Source organism: Companilactobacillus metriopterae, from assembly GCF_002762335.1.
Classification (GTDB): Bacteria; Bacillota; Bacilli; order Lactobacillales; family Lactobacillaceae; genus Companilactobacillus; species Companilactobacillus metriopterae.
The window spans coordinates 794,994-815,858 of the sequence record NZ_CP024610.1 but is presented as its reverse complement, the minus strand read 5'-3'; the positions used below and the strand labels follow the sequence as shown (position 1 = coordinate 815,858).

Here is a 20,865-nt window from a genome sequence, read left to right as displayed (position 1 = left end):
TTCTCAACGCTGTCTTTGTTCTTAGAATTGTTGTAAACAAAAAGTTCAGCAATAATAATAACTATAACTGAAACAATAGTAGTCTTTTCAACTTAATCTCCTCTATAACATATTTGAAGCTTAATTATCACATATTTAACAATTTAAAAGCAACAATAAATCAGATTTTTATTTTAATATTCAATAATAATAATTAGATATTTCAACTATTGGTTGTTATCGTTTACATAATTAAAAACTAGGACTACAGTTAAGGAAAAAGATAAGGAGAATTATTATGACTGTAAAAAATGTTACTGTTGCTGGTAGTGGTGTCTTAGGTTCTCAAATTGCATTTCAATCTGCTTTTAAGGGTTTTAATGTAACTATCTACGATATAAATGACAAAACACTGGAAAAAGCTAAACAAACTATACAAAATTTATCTGACATTTATACTGAAGAAATTAGTGAACAACAGAAAACAATGGATAAAGTATTGCATGGCGGTGTTTATAATCCTAACTTTTTACCTGATATAAAAATTGCTACTTTTAATGAACTAAACGACGATTTAAAATCTATAAAGCATGCCAAAGATATCATCAGTTTTTCATCAGACTTAAAATCGGCAGTTAGTGATGCAGATCTACTGATAGAGGCAATACCCGAAAATGTTGAGATAAAAAATAACTTCTATGAAAAATTAGGAAAAGTTGCTCCATCAAAAACAATTTTTGCTACTAATTCTTCAACTCTATTACCTAGCATGTTTGCTGATATTACAGGTAGACCTGAAAAATTCATTGCTCTTCACTTTGCAAACCAAATATGGAAGAACAATACTGCTGAAATAATGGGTCACAGCAAAACTGATAAAGGAATTTATGAGGATGTAGTTCAATTTGCTAAAGACATTGGTATGATAACTATCGAACTCAAAAAAGAACAGCCTGGTTACATACTAAACTCTATGCTAGTTCCATTTTTAAGTGCAGGACAAGCACTATATGCTAAAGGTGTGGCCGATTTTGAAACTATAGATAAGACTTGGATGTTAGCAACTAAAGCTCCGATGGGTCCATTTGCAATATTGGATATTGTAGGATTGAAGACCGCTTATGACATTGTCTCTAATCACGCAAAAGATGATCCTTCATTCCAACCATTAGCTGACATGATAAAGAATGAATATATCGATAAGGGAAAAATGGGTATTGCAGCAGGAGAAGGATTTTACAAATATCCTAACCCTGCTTACACTGATCCTAATTTTCTTAGTTAAAAAAAGCTTCCTTCATAATGAAGGAAGCTTTTTTATGCTTGATAAGATTTATCAACAATTAGAACTGGCTTGATAACGGAACCTTTATTTGAAGCTTTATTTGCTTCATTAATTTCAGAGAAATCATAAATTTTTTCCAAAATATCAAATGGAAATTGACCTTTTTGCCAAAATTCTATTAATTGTGGTATCAACAATTGAGGAACTGCATCTCCCATCAATATACCATCAACGTGCTTTTGAGAAGCTACCAATTCATTCCAAGGTAAGAATTCTAATGACTTGTCAGTAACTGCTATTGGTGCAAAGTGTCCACCAGATTTCAAAACATCTAGACATTCTTTAATGATTTTACTAATTCCTGTTGTATCGATAGCAAAATCTACTCCATAACCGTCAGTTAGTTTCTTAACTTCTTCAACCCAATTTAAATCTTTACTATTGATAGTATCAGTAGCACCGATTTTCTTTGATGTTTCTAATCTTTGATCATGGATATCAACACTAATAATCTTAGAGCATCCTTTAATTTTAGCAGCCATTATAGCTCCGGCACCTACTGCACCGCTTCCTACAATAACAATTGTGCTACCTTGTTGAGGGTTCAAGCCATTAAAGACGGTACCTGAACCAGTAACTAGACCACAGCCAAGTGGTCCAACTTTTCTCAAATCAACTTTTTTATCTATCACGATTACATTGTTTTGTTGTACCAATGTCGTTGAAGCGAAAGAAGATTGATTGAAGAAATTATCTATTACAGAACCATCTTCGGCTGTAAATGTAGGTGCTCCATCTGGTCTCTTACCTCCAACATTTAGTTCACCCCAATTTAAACATGATGATGGATGTCCTTTTAGACATTGTTCACAAGTTCCATCAAAAGCATATGAAAGAATTACGTGATCTCCAGGTTTGATGTTTGTTACACCAGCACCTACTTTTTCAACAATTCCTGCACCTTCATGTCCAGCAATTCTTGGAAATTCTGTAACACCTGATTGTCCATTTCTTAATGCTTCATCAGTGTGACAAATACCTGTCGCAACAATATTAACTAAAACTTCATTGGCTTTAGGTTCATCATCAACATAAACTTCCTTAATATCAAAATCTCCGTTTAATTTTTCAATAACGGCTGCATTAATTTTTTTACTCATTTTTTCCACCCCAATTTGTTAATTTATTAACAATAGTTTACATACTTAGTTTAACATTCGATCATATTTTCAAAAGCGTTTTCATAAAAATAATGTAAATAATTTTCAAAATAAAAACTCCCACAAATTTGTGGGAGTTTCTTAATTTACTTGATCAGCGAGAATGTATTGATTTGTAGCGATTCTATAATAAACTTTGCCATCTTTTTGGCTTGTATGTTGTTGGTCTGTATACCAAGGAGTATTTTGTGGAGCAACCTCTCCTATAGCATTGCCATCATAGTCAAATACTGGTGCTGAAAAACCATCTTTTACAGTAACAACAGTATCCAGATGAGTATTTACCCAATTTTCATCTACAGTAGGTGTAACTCCTTCAACATCAGGGTTAACAACAGGATCTACTGAGAAGTCAGGGTCAATGATTGGATCTACAGGATCAATAGCAAATCCAGGGTCGATATCTACTGCCTTATCAGCTAAAACAACATAATTCACAGTTCCCAATGAAAGTAGTGTAGCAGCAGCAAATGCAGTAATAAATTTTGTATATTTCTTCATGTATATTCCTCCAATTTAACTAGGTATTTGATTGATTAACTCTCCATCTACTATTTGGGTTCGATGGTAATAATAACAATATAAATATAACTAAATCACCTAAGAAAGGTATGATTTCAATGAGAATCCACCAATTACTTCTATCGGTATCATGTAATCTTCTTGCTCTAATAGTGAAAGTCGCCAACCAAAAGACAAACAATACTATTGTAGCTGTTAGTGATTCAGAGTGTAAACTGATTTGATAAACACTAGGATATAAATATTTGTATTCTCCAGAAGCTCCGAAATAAATACCCATAATAAGATAATTTACTATTGCTGGAATCCAGTACTGTTTTCTTGTAGCTGAAGCATTAAAAACAAATAGTTTAGTCCAAAATTCTAAATATGATCTCAAATTAAACTCCTATCCTATTTGATAACTTAAGTTTAACAATGTTTGTATACGCTATCATTTCATAATATGAAAAGATTTCTATCAAATATAAGTTACATTAATTTTCTTTTTCCAAAATAATTGTACTAAATATTTTTTGAACATAAGGTTTTAAATCATAAGCATCCCTCTGATAATTACTTAATAGAATAGCAAAGCTTTTACTATCATCTGTTAAGTGGATAACTCCCTGATAGCCATAACCCCAACCATTCGCATAGTGGTCATTCTTTCTATTGTAGAAACCGCCTGAATAAGATGAAACTTGACTAGGACTATATAGTTTTTGTCTAGATTTAGGAGTCAAAAACTTGCCAGATGTAATATATTTTTCTGCTTTATATAAGTCTTCAACACTCATATAGACTTGTCCTGTTCCCAATTCATTGTGATACTCGTATTTTTGCACAACAAAAGGTGATTTATAATTTACAGTTTTATCTTCATGATCAGAGTTAGTATAACCACCAGCAACTCTGATTTTCTTGCCATTATCATATGCAAATTTAGTATGTTTTAATTTTAATTTTTTGATGTATTCCTTTGTAAATAATTCAGAGTAAGACTTGTGAGTAACTTTCATCAATATACCAGCTAACAAATTATAATTGATTGGTGTATAAGCCCATTTCTTGTATGTTTTACTATTAAACGTTGTATTATTGGCTAAATATAATGCTGTATCTTGCTCAGACATTATTTGTTTTGATTCATTATCTTCATCAAACCTTAATCCAGAAGTCATCTCTAACATTTGAAGAATAGTAATTTTGTTACTACCTTCTATCTGTGGATAAAAATCACTTAATTTTTGATTTAACTTCAATTTTTTCTTATCAACTTGTTGCATTACAAGACCAGCAGTCAGACTTTTTTGAATAGAATCGATTTGATAACTAGTCGTATTGGTATTTTTTTTATCTTTTTTATAGTTTGCATAACCAAAACTTTTTAGATAAACAGTTTTATCGTTCTTAACCACCATCATAGTTCCAGACCAACCGTTTTTCTGTTCAATACCACCTATATAAGAACCGTTTGAAGCATAAACATTACTCGAAAAGAAAGATAATAACAGAATTGCTATAATGTCTAATATGACAATACGTTTAATATATTTCATTTTCCACCCACCTCACTCATATTATAGAACACAATGCTAAGTATGCTAGAATATACTTAATAATATAAAAGGAGAAACATATGATTGCAATTATTATAATCGCTATACTGGTTATACTAGTAATAGCCTATGTAGCCGCATATAACGGACTAGTTAAGTACAGAAATAGAGCTCAAGAATTTAGTTCACAAATTGATGTTCAACTAAAACGAAGAACTGATCTTATCCCTAACCTTGTGGAAACAGTCAAGGGCTATGCTTCTCATGAAAAAGAAACATTAGCCAACATTGTAGAATTACGTAATAGTGTAAATAATGCATCTACCCTACAAGAAAAAGTAGACGCTGATACACAACTTACTGGTGCATTACGCCAAGTTTTTGCTTTATCAGAAAGTTATCCTGACCTAAAGGCTAATCAACAATTCGGTCAATTGATGGAAGAACTATCAAATACTGAAAACAAGATTGCTTACTCTCGTCAAGCATATAACAGCCAAGTTCAATCTTATGATACTGCTCTTGAAACATTCCCTCGCAACATTGTTGCAGGAATTCACCATTTTGAAAAAATGGATTACTTAAATATTCCGGATGCTGAAAAAGCTGCGCCAGAAGTTAAGTTTTAATTGAGGCAGCATCATGGTTTATGAGCAAATAGATCGTAATAAGAGAAAAACCTATTTAATCTTTACATTATTCATTATTTTATTGATGGGAATTTCTGCCTTTGTTGGTGATTTTTTCTTTAATAATTTATATGCTGGTTTGATTGTTGGATTTTTAATTACATTATTCTATATTCTGACAACCTACTATCAGTCGACTTCGATTGTTATGAGCATGAATAATGCTAAGAAAACTTCTGAACAGGAAAATCCACTACTCTGGCACATTGTTGAAGATATGAGCATGGTCGCTAACATTCCTATGCCTGAAGTTTATATAATCGATGACCCTAGTCCTAACGCATTTGCTACGGGTAGAGATCCTAAACATTCTGCAGTGGCAGTTACATCAGGACTATTAGAATTGATGAATCGTGAAGAACTAGAGGCTGTTATAGCTCACGAAGTATCACATGTACGTAATTATGATATTCGTGTCTCAACAATTGCTATTGCACTTTCGTCTGCAATTATCTTTTTAAGCTATATGATTTCAAATATGTTATTTTGGGCAAGACCTATGAGTGATGACCGCGAGAGCAATAACTCTAATGCAGAAATTATTCGTCTTGTCATCTGGATTGTTGGTATTGTATTCTCATTTTTAGGACCCATGATTGCGACTTTAATTCAATTTGCAATTTCTAGAAATAGAGAATATCTTGCTGATGCTTCTGGAGTAGAATTAACAAGAAATCCTCAAGGGTTGATTAGTGCCTTGGAAAAACTGAAAGATAATAGTAAGCCAATGAAAAAGGTTGATGAGTCTAGTGCCTCACTATATATAAGTACTCCACTGAAAAAGAAGCAACGTGCCAGCCTTTATGACACCCACCCTCCTTTGGATGAAAGAATTAAACGACTACAAGATATCTAAAAAGAACTAGGCTAAGTCCTAGTTCTTTTTTATTTTTAAGTAACAAATATGCTAGAATTGAAACAACTTAATGGGAGAATAAGGGGATAAATTATGTATATGATTGGGTTAATTGTTGTAGGGGTTGTGATTGTATTTTCAACATACGTTACAAAACCAAAAAAGAAAACTTATCGTAATTTAATGACAGCTGGTCTAGTTTTAGTAATTGCAGGTGGAAGTGGACTTTATGAGAGTTTTCAGATGCCTTCAAAAAGTAGTCCTAGTACAGCGAACAACATTGTCAAAAGCAATAGCTCCTATAGTGATTTAGCTAAGCTAAATTATGACAAGGAACAAATTATTACTATCAATGGAGATAAGCCGACTTTTTCTGACGAAGAGCTTAGTACTTCAAGAGGCGCATGGGAAGAATATTCAAACTTAGATAGACTTAATCGTGCAGGTGTTGCTAATGCGATGCTTAACAAAGGAATCATGCCCACTGCCAAAAGAGAACAGCTATATGTTGATCCTACAGGATGGCACAACAAAAAGATTAATGGACATGACTGGTTATACAACAGATCACATTTGATTGGTTATCAATTCACAGGACAGAATAACAACCCCAAGAATTTGATCACTGGTACAAAATCTCTGAATAACCCTGGAATGCTCAAATACGAAGAAGATATGGCATACTACATCAGGAGAAACCCTGAGAACTATGTCAGATATCGAGTAGAGCCAGTCTATCGAGGAAATGAATTAGTAGCTCGTGGTGTTCACATGATGGCGACATCACTAACAGCTCAAGGCAGAAAAGACGGACAGGTTTCCTTTAACATCTATATCTTTAATATAGAAAAAGGAGTTAAAATCAATTACACTGATGGTACTAGTAAAATAGTAAACAATAATTAAGGAGAGAACAGCTATGATATATAAAGAAAATGATAGTGAGATTTTTGATTTAATTGAATTAGAAGAGAAAAGACAAAATAGAAATATTGAATTGATTGCTTCTGAAAATATTGTCTCTGATAATGTTCGTAAGGCTCAGGGATCAGTACTAACAAACAAATACGCTGAAGGTTACCCTGGAAAGAGATACTACGGTGGTTGTAAATATATCGATAAAATCGAACAAGTAGCAATAGACCGTGCCAAAGAATTATTTGGCGCTGAATATGTGAATGTTCAGCCACACTCAGGATCACAAGCTAATGCTGCAGCATATCAAGCAGTTTTAAAACCAGGTGATAAAGTATTAGGTATGGATTTAAATGCTGGTGGTCACCTAACTCATGGATCAAAAGTTAACTTTTCAGGTAAAATGTACGAATTTTATTCATACGGTGTAAACAGCGATGGATTGATTGACTACGATGATGTTCAAAAAATAGCAAAAGAAGTTCAACCAAAAATGATTGTTGCTGGTGCATCTGCATACAGTCGTATTATTGACTTTGATAAATTCCGTGAAATTGCAGATTCTGTAGATGCATATCTAATGGTAGATATGGCTCATATTGCTGGACTAGTGGCTGCGGGTCTTCACCCATCACCTATTAACGTTGCCGATATCGTTACAACTACCACTCACAAAACATTACGTGGTCCACGTGGTGGTATGATTTTTGCAAGTGAAGAACTAGGCAAAAAAATCAATTCTGCAGTATTCCCTGGAACTCAAGGTGGTCCACTAGAACATGTCATTGCCGCTAAAGCTGTCGCATTCGGCGAAGACCTAGAACCTGAATTCAAAGAATACAGTGCTCAAATTATTAAGAATGCTAGTGCTATGGCTGAAGTATTCAACCAAACTGAAAATATACCAGTTCTTACAGGTGGAACTGACAATCACCTACTAAACATTGTTTTAACAGAAACCAATTTAAATGGAATGGAAGTTCAAGATTTACTAGATTCTATTCACATTACAACCAACAAAGAATCAATTCCTGGTGATCCATTGCCTCCTTCAAAAACATCAGGTTTGAGAATTGGTACACCTGCAATCACTTCTAGAGGTTTCAAAGAAGATGATTGTAAAGAAGTTGCACATATAATTATTGAAGCAATTAATAACCATGATAATGAAGAAAAACTAAAAGAACTAGATGCCAGAACTAAAGCTCTAACAGATAAATATCCAGTTAAATAAAAAAAGAGATGGATTTTTCCATCTCTTTTTTTATTTTTTATCTACTCTTTTATATAAGATCAATGCAATAACAAGGAACAATAGTGGTCCTATTATTGTCCAGAAAGCATCAACATAACGTCCTTCGATAATTGGTTGTATAAGTGTGAAGATAATCGCTAAAGCAATTATTGTAAATGTAACAATTGATGTTCCCCACATGAATTTTTTATTTTTATAAAAGACATATGGTTTTTTAATATCATCATTAATACTAAAGAAAGGAAAGGCACCAACTAGGAATAAGTAAGGAACAGTAGTTGCAACATTACCCATTAAAGTTAGAACACCATACAATGCTTTAGCATCTCGTCCACCAAAATTAATAGCCAAAATTAAAACACTAACAAATGCTGCTTGCATCCACATAGCATTAGCGGGCATACCATGTGCGTTAACTTTAGTAACTCTTTCAGGCCAAAATTCCTTAGGAGTTCCCAATACAAACGCTTTGATAGGTGAATATATCAAGACAAAGAATGATCCAGAATAAAGAATGAACATACTTAATCCTGTAAATCTTGCTAACCACATTCCTACACTATGAGCAACTTGAGTACTTAATCCAATAGATATTGAAAATTTATATCCAAGATTATTCATCATAATATAAGTTATATTACCAAGGTTAACATTTGATTTACCAAGAACCTCTGCCCAGTTTGTACTTACTCCCCATAGAAGAATTGATAGAGAGTATAGAATTGAAATAACAACTGTGGCAATTAAAACAGCTCTAGGAAAGTCTCTTCGTGGATTTTTCATACTATCTGTAACTCCACCAAGTGACTCCATACCACCATAAGCAAAAATAGCAAAAACAACAAACGAAAGCATTCCCAACAATCCACTCGATGCAGGGTTTGCAGGTTGAATAAATGTTTGGATACCGTGTATAGATTCTTCAAAATGGAATCCTGAAGCAAATAACATAACGATACTTAGTAGCAAGAATATTCCATTCAATGCCACCATCATGAATCCACCAATAGAAGTGATTTTAGAAATTTTATCGATACCTTGTGAAGCTGTAAATGTTACTAGTAAAATCCAAAGAACTGCAAGAATTCCAATAATTTGTGAACCGTGTAATCCCATGAAATGCCAACTTTGAGTTGTATCACTTCCTGTGAAGAATGTTGCTAAAGGAATCCAAATTTTTGAAGAAGTTGAAACTAGCCAAACTTCCCAAGAAGCAAGCCAGATAAATGTACCTACAAAGGCAATTTTTGATCCAACTGCTCCTTCAATCCAAGAATATATACCACCCCTAGACTGATTAAATGCTGATCCATACTCTGCCATCATAAATCCTAATGGTAGGAAGAAGAAGATTGCGGCAAAAACATACCAGATAATACTTGCTAATCCCATTTGTTCATAAGCAACAGGTGTATTAGCGAAACCGTAAATTGTTGTAAATATCATCATAATCAATCCAACTAGCGTGATTGATTTATTTTTTGATTGACCATCGTCCATCGTTCTATACCTCTAATTATTTTATAAATTTAAATCTGTTTTAAAATTAAGTGGTGAAAAATCAGTAGATTCTGTAACCAATTTGGCAATTAATTCCTTATAAGAATCTAAAGATAACTTTGCCATTTGATTACTTGAATCGGTTAAGAAATCTGATAATTTTCCTTCTGGAATTTCTAGTGATTTTTTATCATATTTCTTTAACATACTGCGAAGTGTTATGTTGATGTCTTTTTGTTTAGCTTGGAAATCTTTACCAAATTCTTTGTAATGCCCGTCCAATAGCACACCCGCTAACTTATAAGTCCAGTATGCTGATTTTCCATCATATGGTAACTCACCAATCTTATATTCTTCAGGTGTATCATTTATTCCCATGTAGAATGGAACAAATATACTCTGTGAAGCTACACCCATTGCTAACCAATGAATAGCACCAACTTCTATTGGTAGATTTGGCCTAATTTGAAGAACATGGGATTCTTGAGTCTTGGCTAAACTGATAGGTCGATATCGCTTGCTTTGAATACCTTCATTTAACGGATCAAATTCGGTCTTTTGAAAATGAGATGCCAGATATTCCTGAGCATCGTCTACACTCAAAAGACGATTAGGTTTCATAATAAACGGTAAGTCTTCACTTTCAGGATTAGAATCGACATCTGATAAAAACTTATGTCCCCACCATACTCGAGGGGTACTATAAATTTCATCTGAAAATTCCTGAGTGCCGAATATTTTTCGGAAATTAAATGTCTCCGGGTATGGATTGAGATTATTTTCAGAAACAAATTTTTGGATTTCAGAATGATACATAAAATTATCACTATCGTCAAAATCGATTTCTTGGATTGCAAGCTGATTAGCTACAACTGCATATGAATCATCTGGAATTCTCTGTGCTACCCAATAATGACCGGATCCACTCTCAAAATACCAAACTTCATCTTTGTCTGAAAATAAAACTCCATTAGTTTCAGAAGTTCCATGTTCTGATATTATTTCACCCAATCGTTCAACACCTTCTCGTGCTGATTTTATATAAGGTAAAACAACCGTTAACATAGATTCCTCGCCAATACCATCTTTAACTAACGGGTCAGCACCCAGAACTCGTTGATTAGAATAAGCACTTTCTGTAGCGCTCATAGCTATTCCCAACTCATTGATTCCATCTTCTTCGAAGAGTCCTGATTTGTCTGTCCACTCTGGAGTTGCTGAATATTTAAACCGAACTTTAGGCAGGTCCATCTGGAAACCATTATCTTTTGAAATGTATCTTTGATTTTCATCAAACTCTTTGTGTTCATGAATCACAAAATGCTTGGGCCACGAAGCCATTGCGTCTTCATTTCGACCAATAATAGTTGATCCATCAATAGTAGCCTTTTTACCAATTAATATACTTGTACAAGCCGATAAATTATTCTTATTATAATTTAATTCCATGCTACTCCCACCATAATCATATGTAAATAATATACCTACTTACTATACTACAAAATAATGAAGTTTATCTTTTTTTTGTAAATTGACATTAATATTGTTTAGTAATAACATATTAATGTTCTTGGGCATTCGCCAAACGGTAAGGCAACGGACTCTGAATCCGTAATTTATTGGTTCGAACCCAATATGCCCAATAAATAAAAAAGCCAACTCATATGAGTTGGTTTTTTTTAATAGATTTCTTCTGATGAATTCTGCTTATTTAAAGTATATTTATCTCCTTCAACATCAAAATATTTTGAAGATAGACTCTTTAATTTTTCAATTGCTTCTGCAGATCTTTCGGCTTGTTCATTGTTTATTGATTCAACTACCAATACAGCATTATGTGTATCTTCAGTTAGCATTGTTCGTTTAGCCTCTCGCCAGTTAAAACAACGGCATATAGCTCCAGCGTCATCATAGTAGATAACTTCTCCTTCTAGTGCAGGAGAACTTTCTTCAGCTCCTAAAGGATAAAAGTCTTCTCCACCTTTAGCAACTCCCAGATGTAGATCACCTTGAACTTTATCTAAATCTTCTCCACCACAAGGAACACCAAATGATAATGATACTGAATTGTAGATATCTACTAAAGGAGATATTGGTGAGAAAGACTTCTCTTGATTCACTCTTTTTAGCAGTGCTTCTATAGAAGATCTTGCACCTTTTTTAGTTTTGAACTTTCTAAATGCTTCTCTCCACTGATCTACAACTTCATTCTCTTTAAAATCTTCTTCTGTTATAAATTTTTTTGCTTCTGTTGAACCATCATCTAATAATTTTTGAAAATAAGGATCATCTTTTTCATCTACCTTATTATCGATATTATTTAGTGTCAAAACTGATAGTTGAATCTCTGGAAACAAATCTATAACTTCTTGATCTATAACTATATTCTTCATAAAATAACTCCTTAAAAAGTATTCAACTAGATTATAGGTTTATAATTTTTTTATTTCAATATTAATAATATTATGGAGTATCTTCTAAAGTCCATGAAATAGTACCAATAAAATTACCTGGCAATGCACCTGGATAAGTTCTGACAAATATACCATCTGAATTATTCCACAATGAATTTACTATATCTATATCTTCACCTAGGTTGGGCAAATTATTATCTGCAACAATAACCGGATTGTTTACTATAGAGCTTTCCAAACTATTGTTTTTATAAATCACATCACCTATCATTTTTCTTCCAGTTGTTTGATCTACAAATGAACCAGAATCTGCTGATACTTTCCAAAAACCACTAGGTTCTCTGGTATCAATAACATTTAGAGACCAATCGTTATTTCTTCCTACTAGTTGGTCTTTTGCATCTAAAGTAGTGTTACTAAATGAGCTTTTGTCTGAAACAGTTCCAAATTTCAAATCACCTAATCGTTTCTTATCTAAAACGTAGTGAATTTCGTTTGATTTACTATTTCCAGTATAAGTCGCATAAACTGAAACATCATTTTTACCGTAATTAAGATCTGAATTATTAAGTTTTAAGTTATATGTTTCTTTGTCACTTTGAACTGAATACTTACATTCTTCATAATCTGAACCATTGATACTTACATATATTTTTAAATGATCTTGGTTAAAATAATCTGTCGCATCATTGTTAGTAAATTTAACATGAGGAGCTATTATCGCATCAGCGTTATAACTTATTATTTTTGATCCTTCCGTACTAGAGGTGGTTTGCTCACTAGGATCAACAGTCATAGCCATTTCTTTTTGAGTTCTTATATAAAAACTAGGTGTATTGACATCCCCAATATTATTATTACCAATAAATCTGGCTAATTCACTTTTTACATACTTATCTTGATTATCAGCCGAAACCGTTACCCATTTAAAAACATTAACTGCCTGATTAATACTATTTGACAATTCATTTTTAAACGAATGTTTAACCAAATTGTTGCCATCCATATCCTTATCCATCGCAATTGTTTCCGAATCACCATTAGAATAATTGATATATCCTAGTTCATTTGCAGGGTAAGTATCGTAATCTAAGAAGTTAACACTTTTATTATTAGCTAACTGTGTAACCTCATTAATGTTTTGCCAAGATTGCTTACCACTATCATAATTCAGAGTATATGAATATGTGAGCTTATCACCAACAGATACTTCATCATCGTTCTTTAAATATTTATTTTGAGTTTCATCATAAATAGTTGCGTTTACTCTTGAGTTAACTAAATCTGGTACTTAATCAAAGATAACTACATTATTTGCATAATATCCACCTGTAGATCCAGTAAACCCATATCTAATATGACCTGTTGACGTTGCTGCAGTTCCTAATTTTTTTACGTCTAAATCAATAGTCTTTGTTTGATATGCATATCCTGGCTGAGCTTGATACAATGGCGTTCCGTCTAGTTTTTTATCATTTATTGTATACGTCATTTTTTGAGTATCTTTGTTCCAAGACAAAGTAACATGATGCCAATTGGCATCTGAATTGATAACCCCATTGATTAGGCCATATTGATTCAAACCATACCAATATTTATCTCCCAAAATTGAAGATTCACTACTGTATCTGACATATGAGCTGGATTCTCCAGGGTATGTTGATGCCATGTGACCATTTTTTATAATTTTGTTATCACCATTACTCTTATTACCCAAATCAAAAGAAGATGCAATTCCGGCATTATCTCGTCCATCATCTTGATTTAAGAATGTATCAAATTCCAATGCCCAAGAATTTTGTATCCCAGTAGATGCTATTTGACTAGAACTGGAATAATTAGCTTGATCATTTCCATAGACATTTAGAGCTTGACCTTTGTAACCGTTCGCTTTTAATCCCCTACTATCATTTTGCAAAACTAATGCCATCCCATCACCTGCATTGGATCCACGATTACCAAAATACATCCACATTGACGCTACTTGATTCTTGGATAAATCAAAATAATTGGAATCAGTCGACCAAATCGAACCAAGCTTTTGAGTATCGGCGGGGGTTATAAGAATAGCATCTGTTCCTTTAATTGAAGGATTAGTTACAGACATAACCTTTGCAGAGTTACCAGACTGTGTGCCCGGAGTAAAAATACCTGAAATCTTAACCCCTAATGGTGCATTCAAAAGTGCTTTATCTAAATCTGCGTCTGCCTTAATGTTTTGAGCAAAAAATAAAAATATTGTAAAAATAATAATAAACTGCGCTAAACATTTTTTATTCATTGTTTAAATATTACCTCCGAATAATACAGAAATACCGGTAAGTATATCTCTACATTCTATTTGTAAGAAATTTAATTATTCTTACAAGAATAATTACGTAATTTTTTTGTATTTTATTTCCAATTTTTGCTTTTTTTGGAAAATTTATTATTTACTATAATTATTTAGTTTGAAAAGGCTTTATAAAAGGGATAACATATTATAGTTAATGATAATTTGATTAAATAGAGGATTTTTAAATGAACATCTTAAAAAGAATTTTTTCTGATCATGTTCTTTGGGTGGCTGCTATAGCAGTTATCATAACTTCAATTTTAATTAGCCCACCACAGTTAATGGATATAAATTGGAAAACAATTTTTTCTTTATTGTCTATGATGATAATAATTCAAATTTACGAATATCTAGATTTTCTAGAATATTTTGCTTCTAGATTAACTCATAAAGCCAAAACAACCAGACAGCTGCTGTGGACCTTGTCCAGATTAGCTTTTTTTGGAGCAATGTTTCTAACAAATGATGTTGCAATTCTTACATTAGTTCCTCTTTTTTATCAAATTTCTAAACACTTAGATGTAGATCCTATTTTCCCAATTATAGTTATTACAATGTCAGCGAACTTGGGAAGTATCTTCACTCCTTTCGGTAACACACACAATCTATTTTTACTTACTCACTTCAATATAGATATTCTAAATTTCTTTAAAATGTCTACTCCTATAACATTAATAACTTTTACTTTAATGTTTCTTCTAACCAGATTTTTCCCAAAAAAAGAAGTTAAGTTCAATCAACTTCCAAAATTTGATCTCAATATTCCTAGTATTACACTCTCTGGTTTTGTAACAGTAATAATATTTTTAGGGGTATTCTCAGTTATCCCTATGTGGATATCACTAGCTTCTGCATTAATTTTAGTCTTTATAATCAATCCCAGAATATTAGGATCAGTCGATTATTCAGTGATTTTGATATTCATGTGTTTCTTCCTGACAATAGGAAGTATCAATAGAGAACCGCAAATTGTAAACTATCTATCTAGTATCATAGATACAAAAAACGGTGCCTATTTTTCTTCAATAATTATTAGTCAATTTATAAGTAACGTCCCTACAACAATCCTTGTTTCAAAATTCTCACATTACCTTTACGCTATCTTCCTAGGTACTAACTTTGGTGGTATGGGAACTGTTGTCGGATCTCTTGCAAATCTTCTAGCGTTTAAACAATACCGATTCCTATTCAAAGAATCTCCTTGGAAATACTTAGGTATATTCTCAGCTGTTAACTTTGTCATGTTACTCATTATTGGATCTATCGGTTTCTTATTGATAAATATTTAAAAAAGACCACCTTAAAGGTGGTCTTTTTTATTGGTATGATTCTCCTCCACGATGTCCTCCAACCAGATCTGATCGATTGATTGCTGTGGCTCCATGAGACAATGAGCTGGCTTTAACAATAGAAGTAAATCCATACTTATTACGAATCTCATCTACCAGATAATCAATATCTCGACTATTTACTTGCTTTACAGGATCGACAAAGAGATTCATTTGCATATCAGTATCATCATCTAGATCACTGAAACCAACTGCCATATGTAAGACAGGTTCATTTTGCCAACTATCTCTAAACATTTTTATTAATTCATTTTTTAATACAGAATTAGAATTAGTAGCAGTAATTTTTTTAGACTTACTAAATCCTGTCCGTTTTTTGCTGAATTTGTCATATGAACCACCGATGAATAAAAATATATGTGATGTTTTTTGATGATGAAATCTTATTCTAGCAGCAACTTGCTCTGCCATCTCTTTTATCACTACTTCTATATCATCTTTTTTACTATAAACATGTGGCAATACCTGCGAATTACTGTAAGATTTTACTTTTGGAATATATTTTTCAGAAACTATTGATCGGTCAACTCCCCACGAATGGGCGAAAAGTTGAGCTCCAATAGTCCCAAACTCTTTGATAAGTCTATTCGGATCAGAATATGCAATATCACTAATACTATATAGGCCAAGTTTGTTTAATCTACGTGCGGTGCGATTATTTATGCCCCAGAAATCAGTTAATTTTCTGATTTTCCAAACTTTACTAGGTACATTTGAGTACGTCCAACGTGCCATAAATGACTTATTATTTTTAGCTTCATTATCCAATGCTAGCTTGGCTAGTAATGGATTGTCGCCTATCCCAACACAAACATAAAGTCCTAAAGTATCTCTTATTTCAATCTGAATTTTTCTAGCGACTTCTTCTGGCGTATCTCCAAATAGTTTCCAAGATTTAGTCATATCAACTAGAGATTCATCTATCGAATAAACATTAATATCTTCCTCAGCAGCATATTTTCTAAATATATTATTGATTTCAATACTTCGCTTTATGTATAGATTCATATTCGGTGATGCTTCAATAATATCGCTAACTTTTGGCAAATCCTGCTTTCGAGTAACATTCTTAATTCCATACTTTTTCTTTGCCATAGGAGAGCTAGCCATCACCAAACTATTCTTAGCACCTGGTCTCTTGGACATTATAACTAATATTGCCTCAAGTGGATTCAATCCCCTCCTAACACACTCTACACTAGCGAAGAATGACTTATTATCTATCATGAATATTAGATGTTTTGGTTCTGATTTGTAGTCATACATGATTATCCACCTCAATTAATCTGACATTTCTTATCATACTTATTTGAATTTCAGTTGAATCTAAAAAAACAGAATTTTCAAAATAACCCTTTATTTTTCCTTGAAATTCTTCAACCAAATGTAAATCGTTATTAATAAAATTGGTTTGAAGCGACACTATTTTATTATTTACATAACTCTCACTCAATATTTGGGTTATATCTTCTAAACTCATCTGCTCCAACTCTATTACAGACTTATTCCTAACTTTAGACTCTTTTTTGAGAGAGGCGGTGTGATCACTCAAGTGATATCCCTGCCACTTCTTCATTCCTCTATCTTGATACTGGGAAAAAAATTTATTCAATTCTTCATCTGATAACATTTTTATATCCTCAATAATATTATACGAACATATGTTCTTATTTTCAACAAAAAAATAGACGCTTATGCGTCTGAATTTTTTCTCCAAAATCTGGTAGTATCTCTTTTGTCTGAAATATTGAAGTCTATTAATGTCTGGAGCAATTTACTATCAAAATTTTCTGAGTATGGAATCTGATATGTCATCTTGCCATACTTATAACCTGAATTCCTTATTTCTTTAGTAAATTTTTGAATAGTATAAACTTCTGAAGTCACTGAAATATGATCTATTGTAGATTTGTAACTTACAATAAATGTTCCATGATCTGTAAAAGTTGGCTGATTCCATGCCATTCTCATATCTAGCTTGGGATAATTAGTCATAGTCCAATCAATAATTGATTTGAACTTTTTCCGATTCTCAGCATTGCTTATGTTATCTATATATTCTAAAATTTCAGCATTCATTTTCTAATCCTCAAAATAATTTATCACTATCGGCGTTGAATCTAGCACCTACAAAAATTATTTGTAACGTAACTAACACTAGCAATAATGCTGGCATATAGATCAGAATTAAAACCACTATAACAATCTCTACTATAGATAACTTCCAATTAGTTAAAACTATATATATTGCCATACTTCTGATATCGTTAGCAATTTCAGGATGACCACTTTTCTCATTCTCGCTTATTATCACATATGTCAAAAGAGCATATGCTATAGACCAGATAGTATAAACTATTGTATAAAAAATTTCAGGACCACGGGCATTTATATCCTTACCAATCCATGCAGTCGCAACTGGTACAAATGATGTAGAAAACATCCAAAAATTATTTACCCAAAAAATTCTTCTACTGACAACTTTAGTCTTTGAAAACATATAGTGGTGGTTATACCATGCCACTCCAATGAACAACCAACCAACAGCATACGAAAGTATATATGGTACTTCCTCTAATATAGCGCTTAGATGTGTTGATTCAGGTATCTTAATTTCCAAGACCATTATGGTCAAAATAATTGCTAATACAGCATCTGTAAATGCCTCAACTCTTGATTTATTCATCAAAATCCCCCCATACTTATTGATAATTTATTATAACAAAAAAAACAAACTAAATTATAATTTAGTTTGTTTTATTGTGGAACGTCTTCTAACACCCAAGTTATAGTACCAGTGTACTTACCTGATGCTGCATTCTTATCAACACGCATCAAGATACCTGTATCTGCATCCCAATCTCCAGAAACTGAAGTTAGATCATCATAATCTGATGTGGTCTTATTGTATATCAGAATAGCTTCATCACCCAAGATTTGGTCATATACAAAGAATCTATATATAGGATTACCTTGAAGATACCTACCATCTTCAGTTACAAATTTAGAAGAATAGGCTGTAAGCTGCCACTTGGATCCGATATCTCTACCATCGAATACATCTATTTTCCAATCACTAGAATTTCTACCTAATAGCTTGTTTTTTCCATTCAACTTTGTAGAATTGAAATCACTATACTTACTTCACCAAATTTTAAAGTACCAGGTGTTCTTGTAACCTTGATATTATATGTGATTTCGTTAGAAACACCAGTAGTCTTGTCTCTTACGAATACATCTAATTTGTTATCTCCAAGTTTTAAATCTTTAGATTTAATAACATATTTAAAGGTACCTGTTGGAGCTGCATCAGTTATATCATTCTTAACAATTTCACCATCATTTAATGATGTGTAAAGATTAAAATCTGAATTTTTAAATCCATTTATTAGAGAATTGGTATAACTGAATTTTCCTCTAACTTGTGCATCTTCACCAAAGTTGATAGTTTGATTTTCATCATCAATCGGATCAGCTATAAGTTGAATATTCTTAGAAGTCACAACATCAATTGTAGGGCTTCCTATAGTCTCAACGTTATCTGATGAATAAAATCTTGCTAATCCTGATTTTATCTTAAAATCTTGTTTACTAGCGGTATCTACTACAATACCACTTAGATTAACTTGAATTTTGTCTCCAGATTTTTTCATTGGCTTATCCAACTTAAAGTCCATTTGATTCTTTGAATCAATATTATTTAAGTCAATATTTTGAACGCTACCATCTGGATATGAAACTTGAAATTTATCTAACGCTACATTGTTAGGTAGAGGGATAGAAGCACTTATGTCTTTCCAAGGTCTACCACCCTCCTTGTAGTTCAAGTTATAACTATACGGAATTCTATTACCTACCCCTATATAGCCATTGTCTCCAATGTCATCACCATAGGTATCGTTATGAACTGTTATGTTGGATTCGGTATAGATATCGCTTGGTACAGTTTCCATAACGACAAAATTATTTTGGGTACTAGCATTTGATGTTCCAGTAAATCCCCATATAAGTTTATCGTTATCAGAATTAAACTTACTCTTATCAACTTTTATAGTCTTAGTAAAATTATCATTATCATATTCAGCATCAGATCCGTCCATATTTTTATCATTGAACGAATACTTCAAAGTCTGATCTTTCTTATCCCATACAATCGTCAAGTGATGCCACTTACCATCTGTTAATCTCAAATCACCTTCAAAATCGTTATGGTTCATTGAATACCAATATTTTTTATTGAAGAAAGCCAATGGATCACGATCATAAAATTGATTGTAAGTATTTATATCTCCGGGATAATTCCAGGCGATATATTGATCCCCATTGGCAATACCAGTATCAAATGATGTAGAAGTACCGGCATGTTTTAGATCGTTATTGTTATCAACGTACGTATCAAATTCTATGGCTAAAGAATTTGAAATAGCTGAATTAGCAATAACGGCTGTACTGCCTTGATCAGGTACTCGATCAACCGCCCATACATTCATAGACTCGCCTTTACCAGCATAAGCACCTGTACCAGAGGAATCATTTTGTAGGACAAATGCCATACCATCTCCGGGATTCTTACTGTCACCAAAATTTAACCACATGGATAATTTTTGATCCTTATTCAAGTCAAAAGCATAATTAGGATTTGACCAAATAGCACACTGCTTACTCTTTTGATTGGTTACAACCGCTATACCAGTCCCAAGGCTATCGGGATTTGTAGCTTGATCCATAAAGGACCCGTTACCTCTAAAATTACCGACTGTCATAACGTCATACAAATTAATACCCCTAGGAGCATTTTTCAATGCATCGTTATATTCTGCATTAACTGAAGATGCATTGACATTGAAAGACAGAAAAACAGTAAATATAAAACTTATAAATACAAATATAGCTGTGAGCATTTTATAATTTTGTTTCAAGAATCTAAACTCCTTTATCAAAAAATGCCCTAAATCAAGATATAACAAACCTCATTTATTATACAAACTCTAAGATCCTACCCTAT

At 32.7% G+C, this 20,865-nt stretch carries 21 protein-coding genes and 1 tRNA gene; 7 read left to right on the top strand and 15 right to left on the bottom strand.

Going from position 1 to position 20,865, the window contains the following annotated elements:
* The first annotated feature begins 277 nt into the window (after positions 1-277).
* Complete coding sequence (locus CS873_RS03980) at positions 278-1,264, top strand: 3-hydroxyacyl-CoA dehydrogenase (RefSeq protein WP_099974582.1); 987 nt, start codon at positions 278-280, stop codon at positions 1,262-1,264.
* A gap of 32 nt (positions 1,265-1,296) precedes the next feature.
* Here CS873_RS03980 and CS873_RS03975 read toward each other — a convergent pair whose 3' ends face one another.
* The 4 genes from CS873_RS03975 to CS873_RS03960 all read right to left on the bottom strand — a co-directional run bounded on the left by CS873_RS03975 (position 1,297) and on the right by CS873_RS03960 (position 4,547).
* Positions 1,297-2,424 carry an NAD(P)-dependent alcohol dehydrogenase gene (locus CS873_RS03975; RefSeq protein ID WP_099974581.1) on the bottom strand — a complete coding sequence of 376 codons (1,128 nt, stop codon included), beginning with the start codon at positions 2,422-2,424 and terminating at the stop codon, positions 1,297-1,299.
* 141 nt (positions 2,425-2,565) lie between these two features.
* The gene (locus CS873_RS03970; protein ID WP_099974580.1) at positions 2,566-2,985 is read right to left on the bottom strand and encodes an SLAP domain-containing protein; all 420 of its coding nucleotides are present in this window, start codon (positions 2,983-2,985) and stop codon (positions 2,566-2,568) included.
* 19 nt (positions 2,986-3,004) lie between these two features.
* A complete protein-coding gene (locus CS873_RS03965; RefSeq protein WP_099974579.1) occupies positions 3,005-3,385 on the bottom strand; it encodes a DUF805 domain-containing protein in 381 nt (126 codons plus the stop codon).
* A 97-nt stretch (positions 3,386-3,482) separates the two neighbouring features.
* A complete protein-coding gene (locus CS873_RS03960; protein ID WP_099974578.1) occupies positions 3,483-4,547 on the bottom strand; it encodes a serine hydrolase domain-containing protein in 1,065 nt (354 codons plus the stop codon).
* An 80-nt stretch (positions 4,548-4,627) separates the two neighbouring features.
* Between CS873_RS03960 and CS873_RS03955 the strand changes: the two genes are divergently transcribed.
* The 4 genes from CS873_RS03955 to glyA all read left to right on the top strand — a co-directional run bounded on the left by CS873_RS03955 (position 4,628) and on the right by glyA (position 8,241).
* Positions 4,628-5,176: a LemA family protein gene (locus tag CS873_RS03955; protein ID WP_099974577.1), complete on the top strand. Its 549-nt coding sequence runs from the start codon at positions 4,628-4,630 to the stop codon at positions 5,174-5,176.
* Between the two features lie 13 nt (positions 5,177-5,189).
* Positions 5,190-6,092 carry a zinc metalloprotease HtpX gene (gene htpX / locus CS873_RS03950; RefSeq protein WP_099974576.1) on the top strand — a complete coding sequence of 301 codons (903 nt, stop codon included), beginning with the start codon at positions 5,190-5,192 and terminating at the stop codon, positions 6,090-6,092.
* 93 nt (positions 6,093-6,185) lie between these two features.
* Positions 6,186-6,998 carry a DNA/RNA non-specific endonuclease gene (locus CS873_RS03945; protein ID WP_099974575.1) on the top strand — a complete coding sequence of 271 codons (813 nt, stop codon included), beginning with the start codon at positions 6,186-6,188 and terminating at the stop codon, positions 6,996-6,998.
* A gap of 13 nt (positions 6,999-7,011) precedes the next feature.
* Positions 7,012-8,241, top strand: coding sequence for a serine hydroxymethyltransferase (gene glyA, locus CS873_RS03940; protein ID WP_099974574.1), 1,230 nt, complete (start codon positions 7,012-7,014; stop codon positions 8,239-8,241).
* Between the two features lie 30 nt (positions 8,242-8,271).
* Here glyA and yjeM read toward each other — a convergent pair whose 3' ends face one another.
* Both yjeM and CS873_RS03930 read right to left on the bottom strand, forming a co-directional pair.
* A complete protein-coding gene (gene yjeM / locus CS873_RS03935; protein WP_099974573.1) occupies positions 8,272-9,762 on the bottom strand; it encodes a glutamate/gamma-aminobutyrate family transporter YjeM in 1,491 nt (496 codons plus the stop codon).
* A gap of 21 nt (positions 9,763-9,783) precedes the next feature.
* Entirely contained in the window at positions 9,784-11,211 is a 1,428-nt protein-coding gene (locus CS873_RS03930) for a C69 family dipeptidase (protein WP_099974572.1), read from the bottom strand.
* A 122-nt stretch (positions 11,212-11,333) separates the two neighbouring features.
* On the opposite strand from CS873_RS03930, the gene CS873_RS03925 reads away from it, so the two are divergent.
* A tRNA-Gln gene (locus tag CS873_RS03925) sits at positions 11,334-11,405 on the top strand.
* Positions 11,406-11,441: 36 nt separating this feature from the next.
* Here CS873_RS03925 and CS873_RS03920 read toward each other — a convergent pair.
* From CS873_RS03920 to CS873_RS03910, 3 genes are all read right to left on the bottom strand, one after another.
* Positions 11,442-12,155, bottom strand: a complete 714-nt coding sequence (locus CS873_RS03920) for a B3/B4 domain-containing protein (protein WP_099974571.1) — start codon at positions 12,153-12,155, stop codon at positions 11,442-11,444.
* Positions 12,156-12,225: 70 nt separating this feature from the next.
* On the bottom strand, positions 12,226-13,194 hold the full coding sequence (locus tag CS873_RS03915; RefSeq protein WP_099974570.1) for a hypothetical protein: 969 nt from the start codon (positions 13,192-13,194) through the stop codon (positions 12,226-12,228).
* Positions 13,195-13,467: 273 nt separating this feature from the next.
* Positions 13,468-14,457: an L-type lectin family protein gene (locus CS873_RS03910; protein WP_099974569.1), complete on the bottom strand. Its 990-nt coding sequence runs from the start codon at positions 14,455-14,457 to the stop codon at positions 13,468-13,470.
* Between the two features lie 239 nt (positions 14,458-14,696).
* On the opposite strand from CS873_RS03910, the gene CS873_RS03905 reads away from it, so the two are divergent.
* Positions 14,697-15,800, top strand: coding sequence for an SLC13 family permease (locus CS873_RS03905; protein ID WP_099974568.1), 1,104 nt, complete (start codon positions 14,697-14,699; stop codon positions 15,798-15,800).
* 27 nt (positions 15,801-15,827) lie between these two features.
* Here the strand turns inward: CS873_RS03905 and CS873_RS03900 are convergent, their stop codons facing one another.
* The 6 genes from CS873_RS03900 to CS873_RS03875 all read right to left on the bottom strand — a co-directional run bounded on the left by CS873_RS03900 (position 15,828) and on the right by CS873_RS03875 (position 20,779).
* Positions 15,828-17,126 (bottom strand): Y-family DNA polymerase, encoded by a 1,299-nt coding sequence (locus CS873_RS03900; RefSeq protein ID WP_099974567.1) that lies wholly within the window; start codon positions 17,124-17,126, stop codon positions 15,828-15,830.
* Positions 17,119-17,490, bottom strand: a complete 372-nt coding sequence (locus CS873_RS03895; protein WP_099974566.1) for a hypothetical protein — start codon at positions 17,488-17,490, stop codon at positions 17,119-17,121. Before CS873_RS03895 ends, CS873_RS03900 begins: the two co-directional genes overlap by 8 nt.
* 62 nt (positions 17,491-17,552) lie before the next feature.
* A complete protein-coding gene (locus CS873_RS03890) occupies positions 17,553-17,939 on the bottom strand; it encodes an iron chaperone (protein WP_099974565.1) in 387 nt (128 codons plus the stop codon).
* 10 nt (positions 17,940-17,949) lie between these two features.
* Positions 17,950-18,546, bottom strand: coding sequence for a TMEM175 family protein (locus tag CS873_RS03885; protein WP_099974564.1), 597 nt, complete (start codon positions 18,544-18,546; stop codon positions 17,950-17,952).
* Between the two features lie 71 nt (positions 18,547-18,617).
* Positions 18,618-18,974 carry a hypothetical protein gene (locus CS873_RS03880; protein ID WP_099974563.1) on the bottom strand — a complete coding sequence of 119 codons (357 nt, stop codon included), beginning with the start codon at positions 18,972-18,974 and terminating at the stop codon, positions 18,618-18,620.
* The gene (locus CS873_RS03875; protein ID WP_099974562.1) at positions 18,971-20,779 is read right to left on the bottom strand and encodes an L-type lectin family protein; all 1,809 of its coding nucleotides are present in this window, start codon (positions 20,777-20,779) and stop codon (positions 18,971-18,973) included. The genes CS873_RS03880 and CS873_RS03875 overlap by 4 nt, the downstream gene beginning before the upstream one ends.
* Positions 20,780-20,865 lie beyond the last annotated feature (86 nt).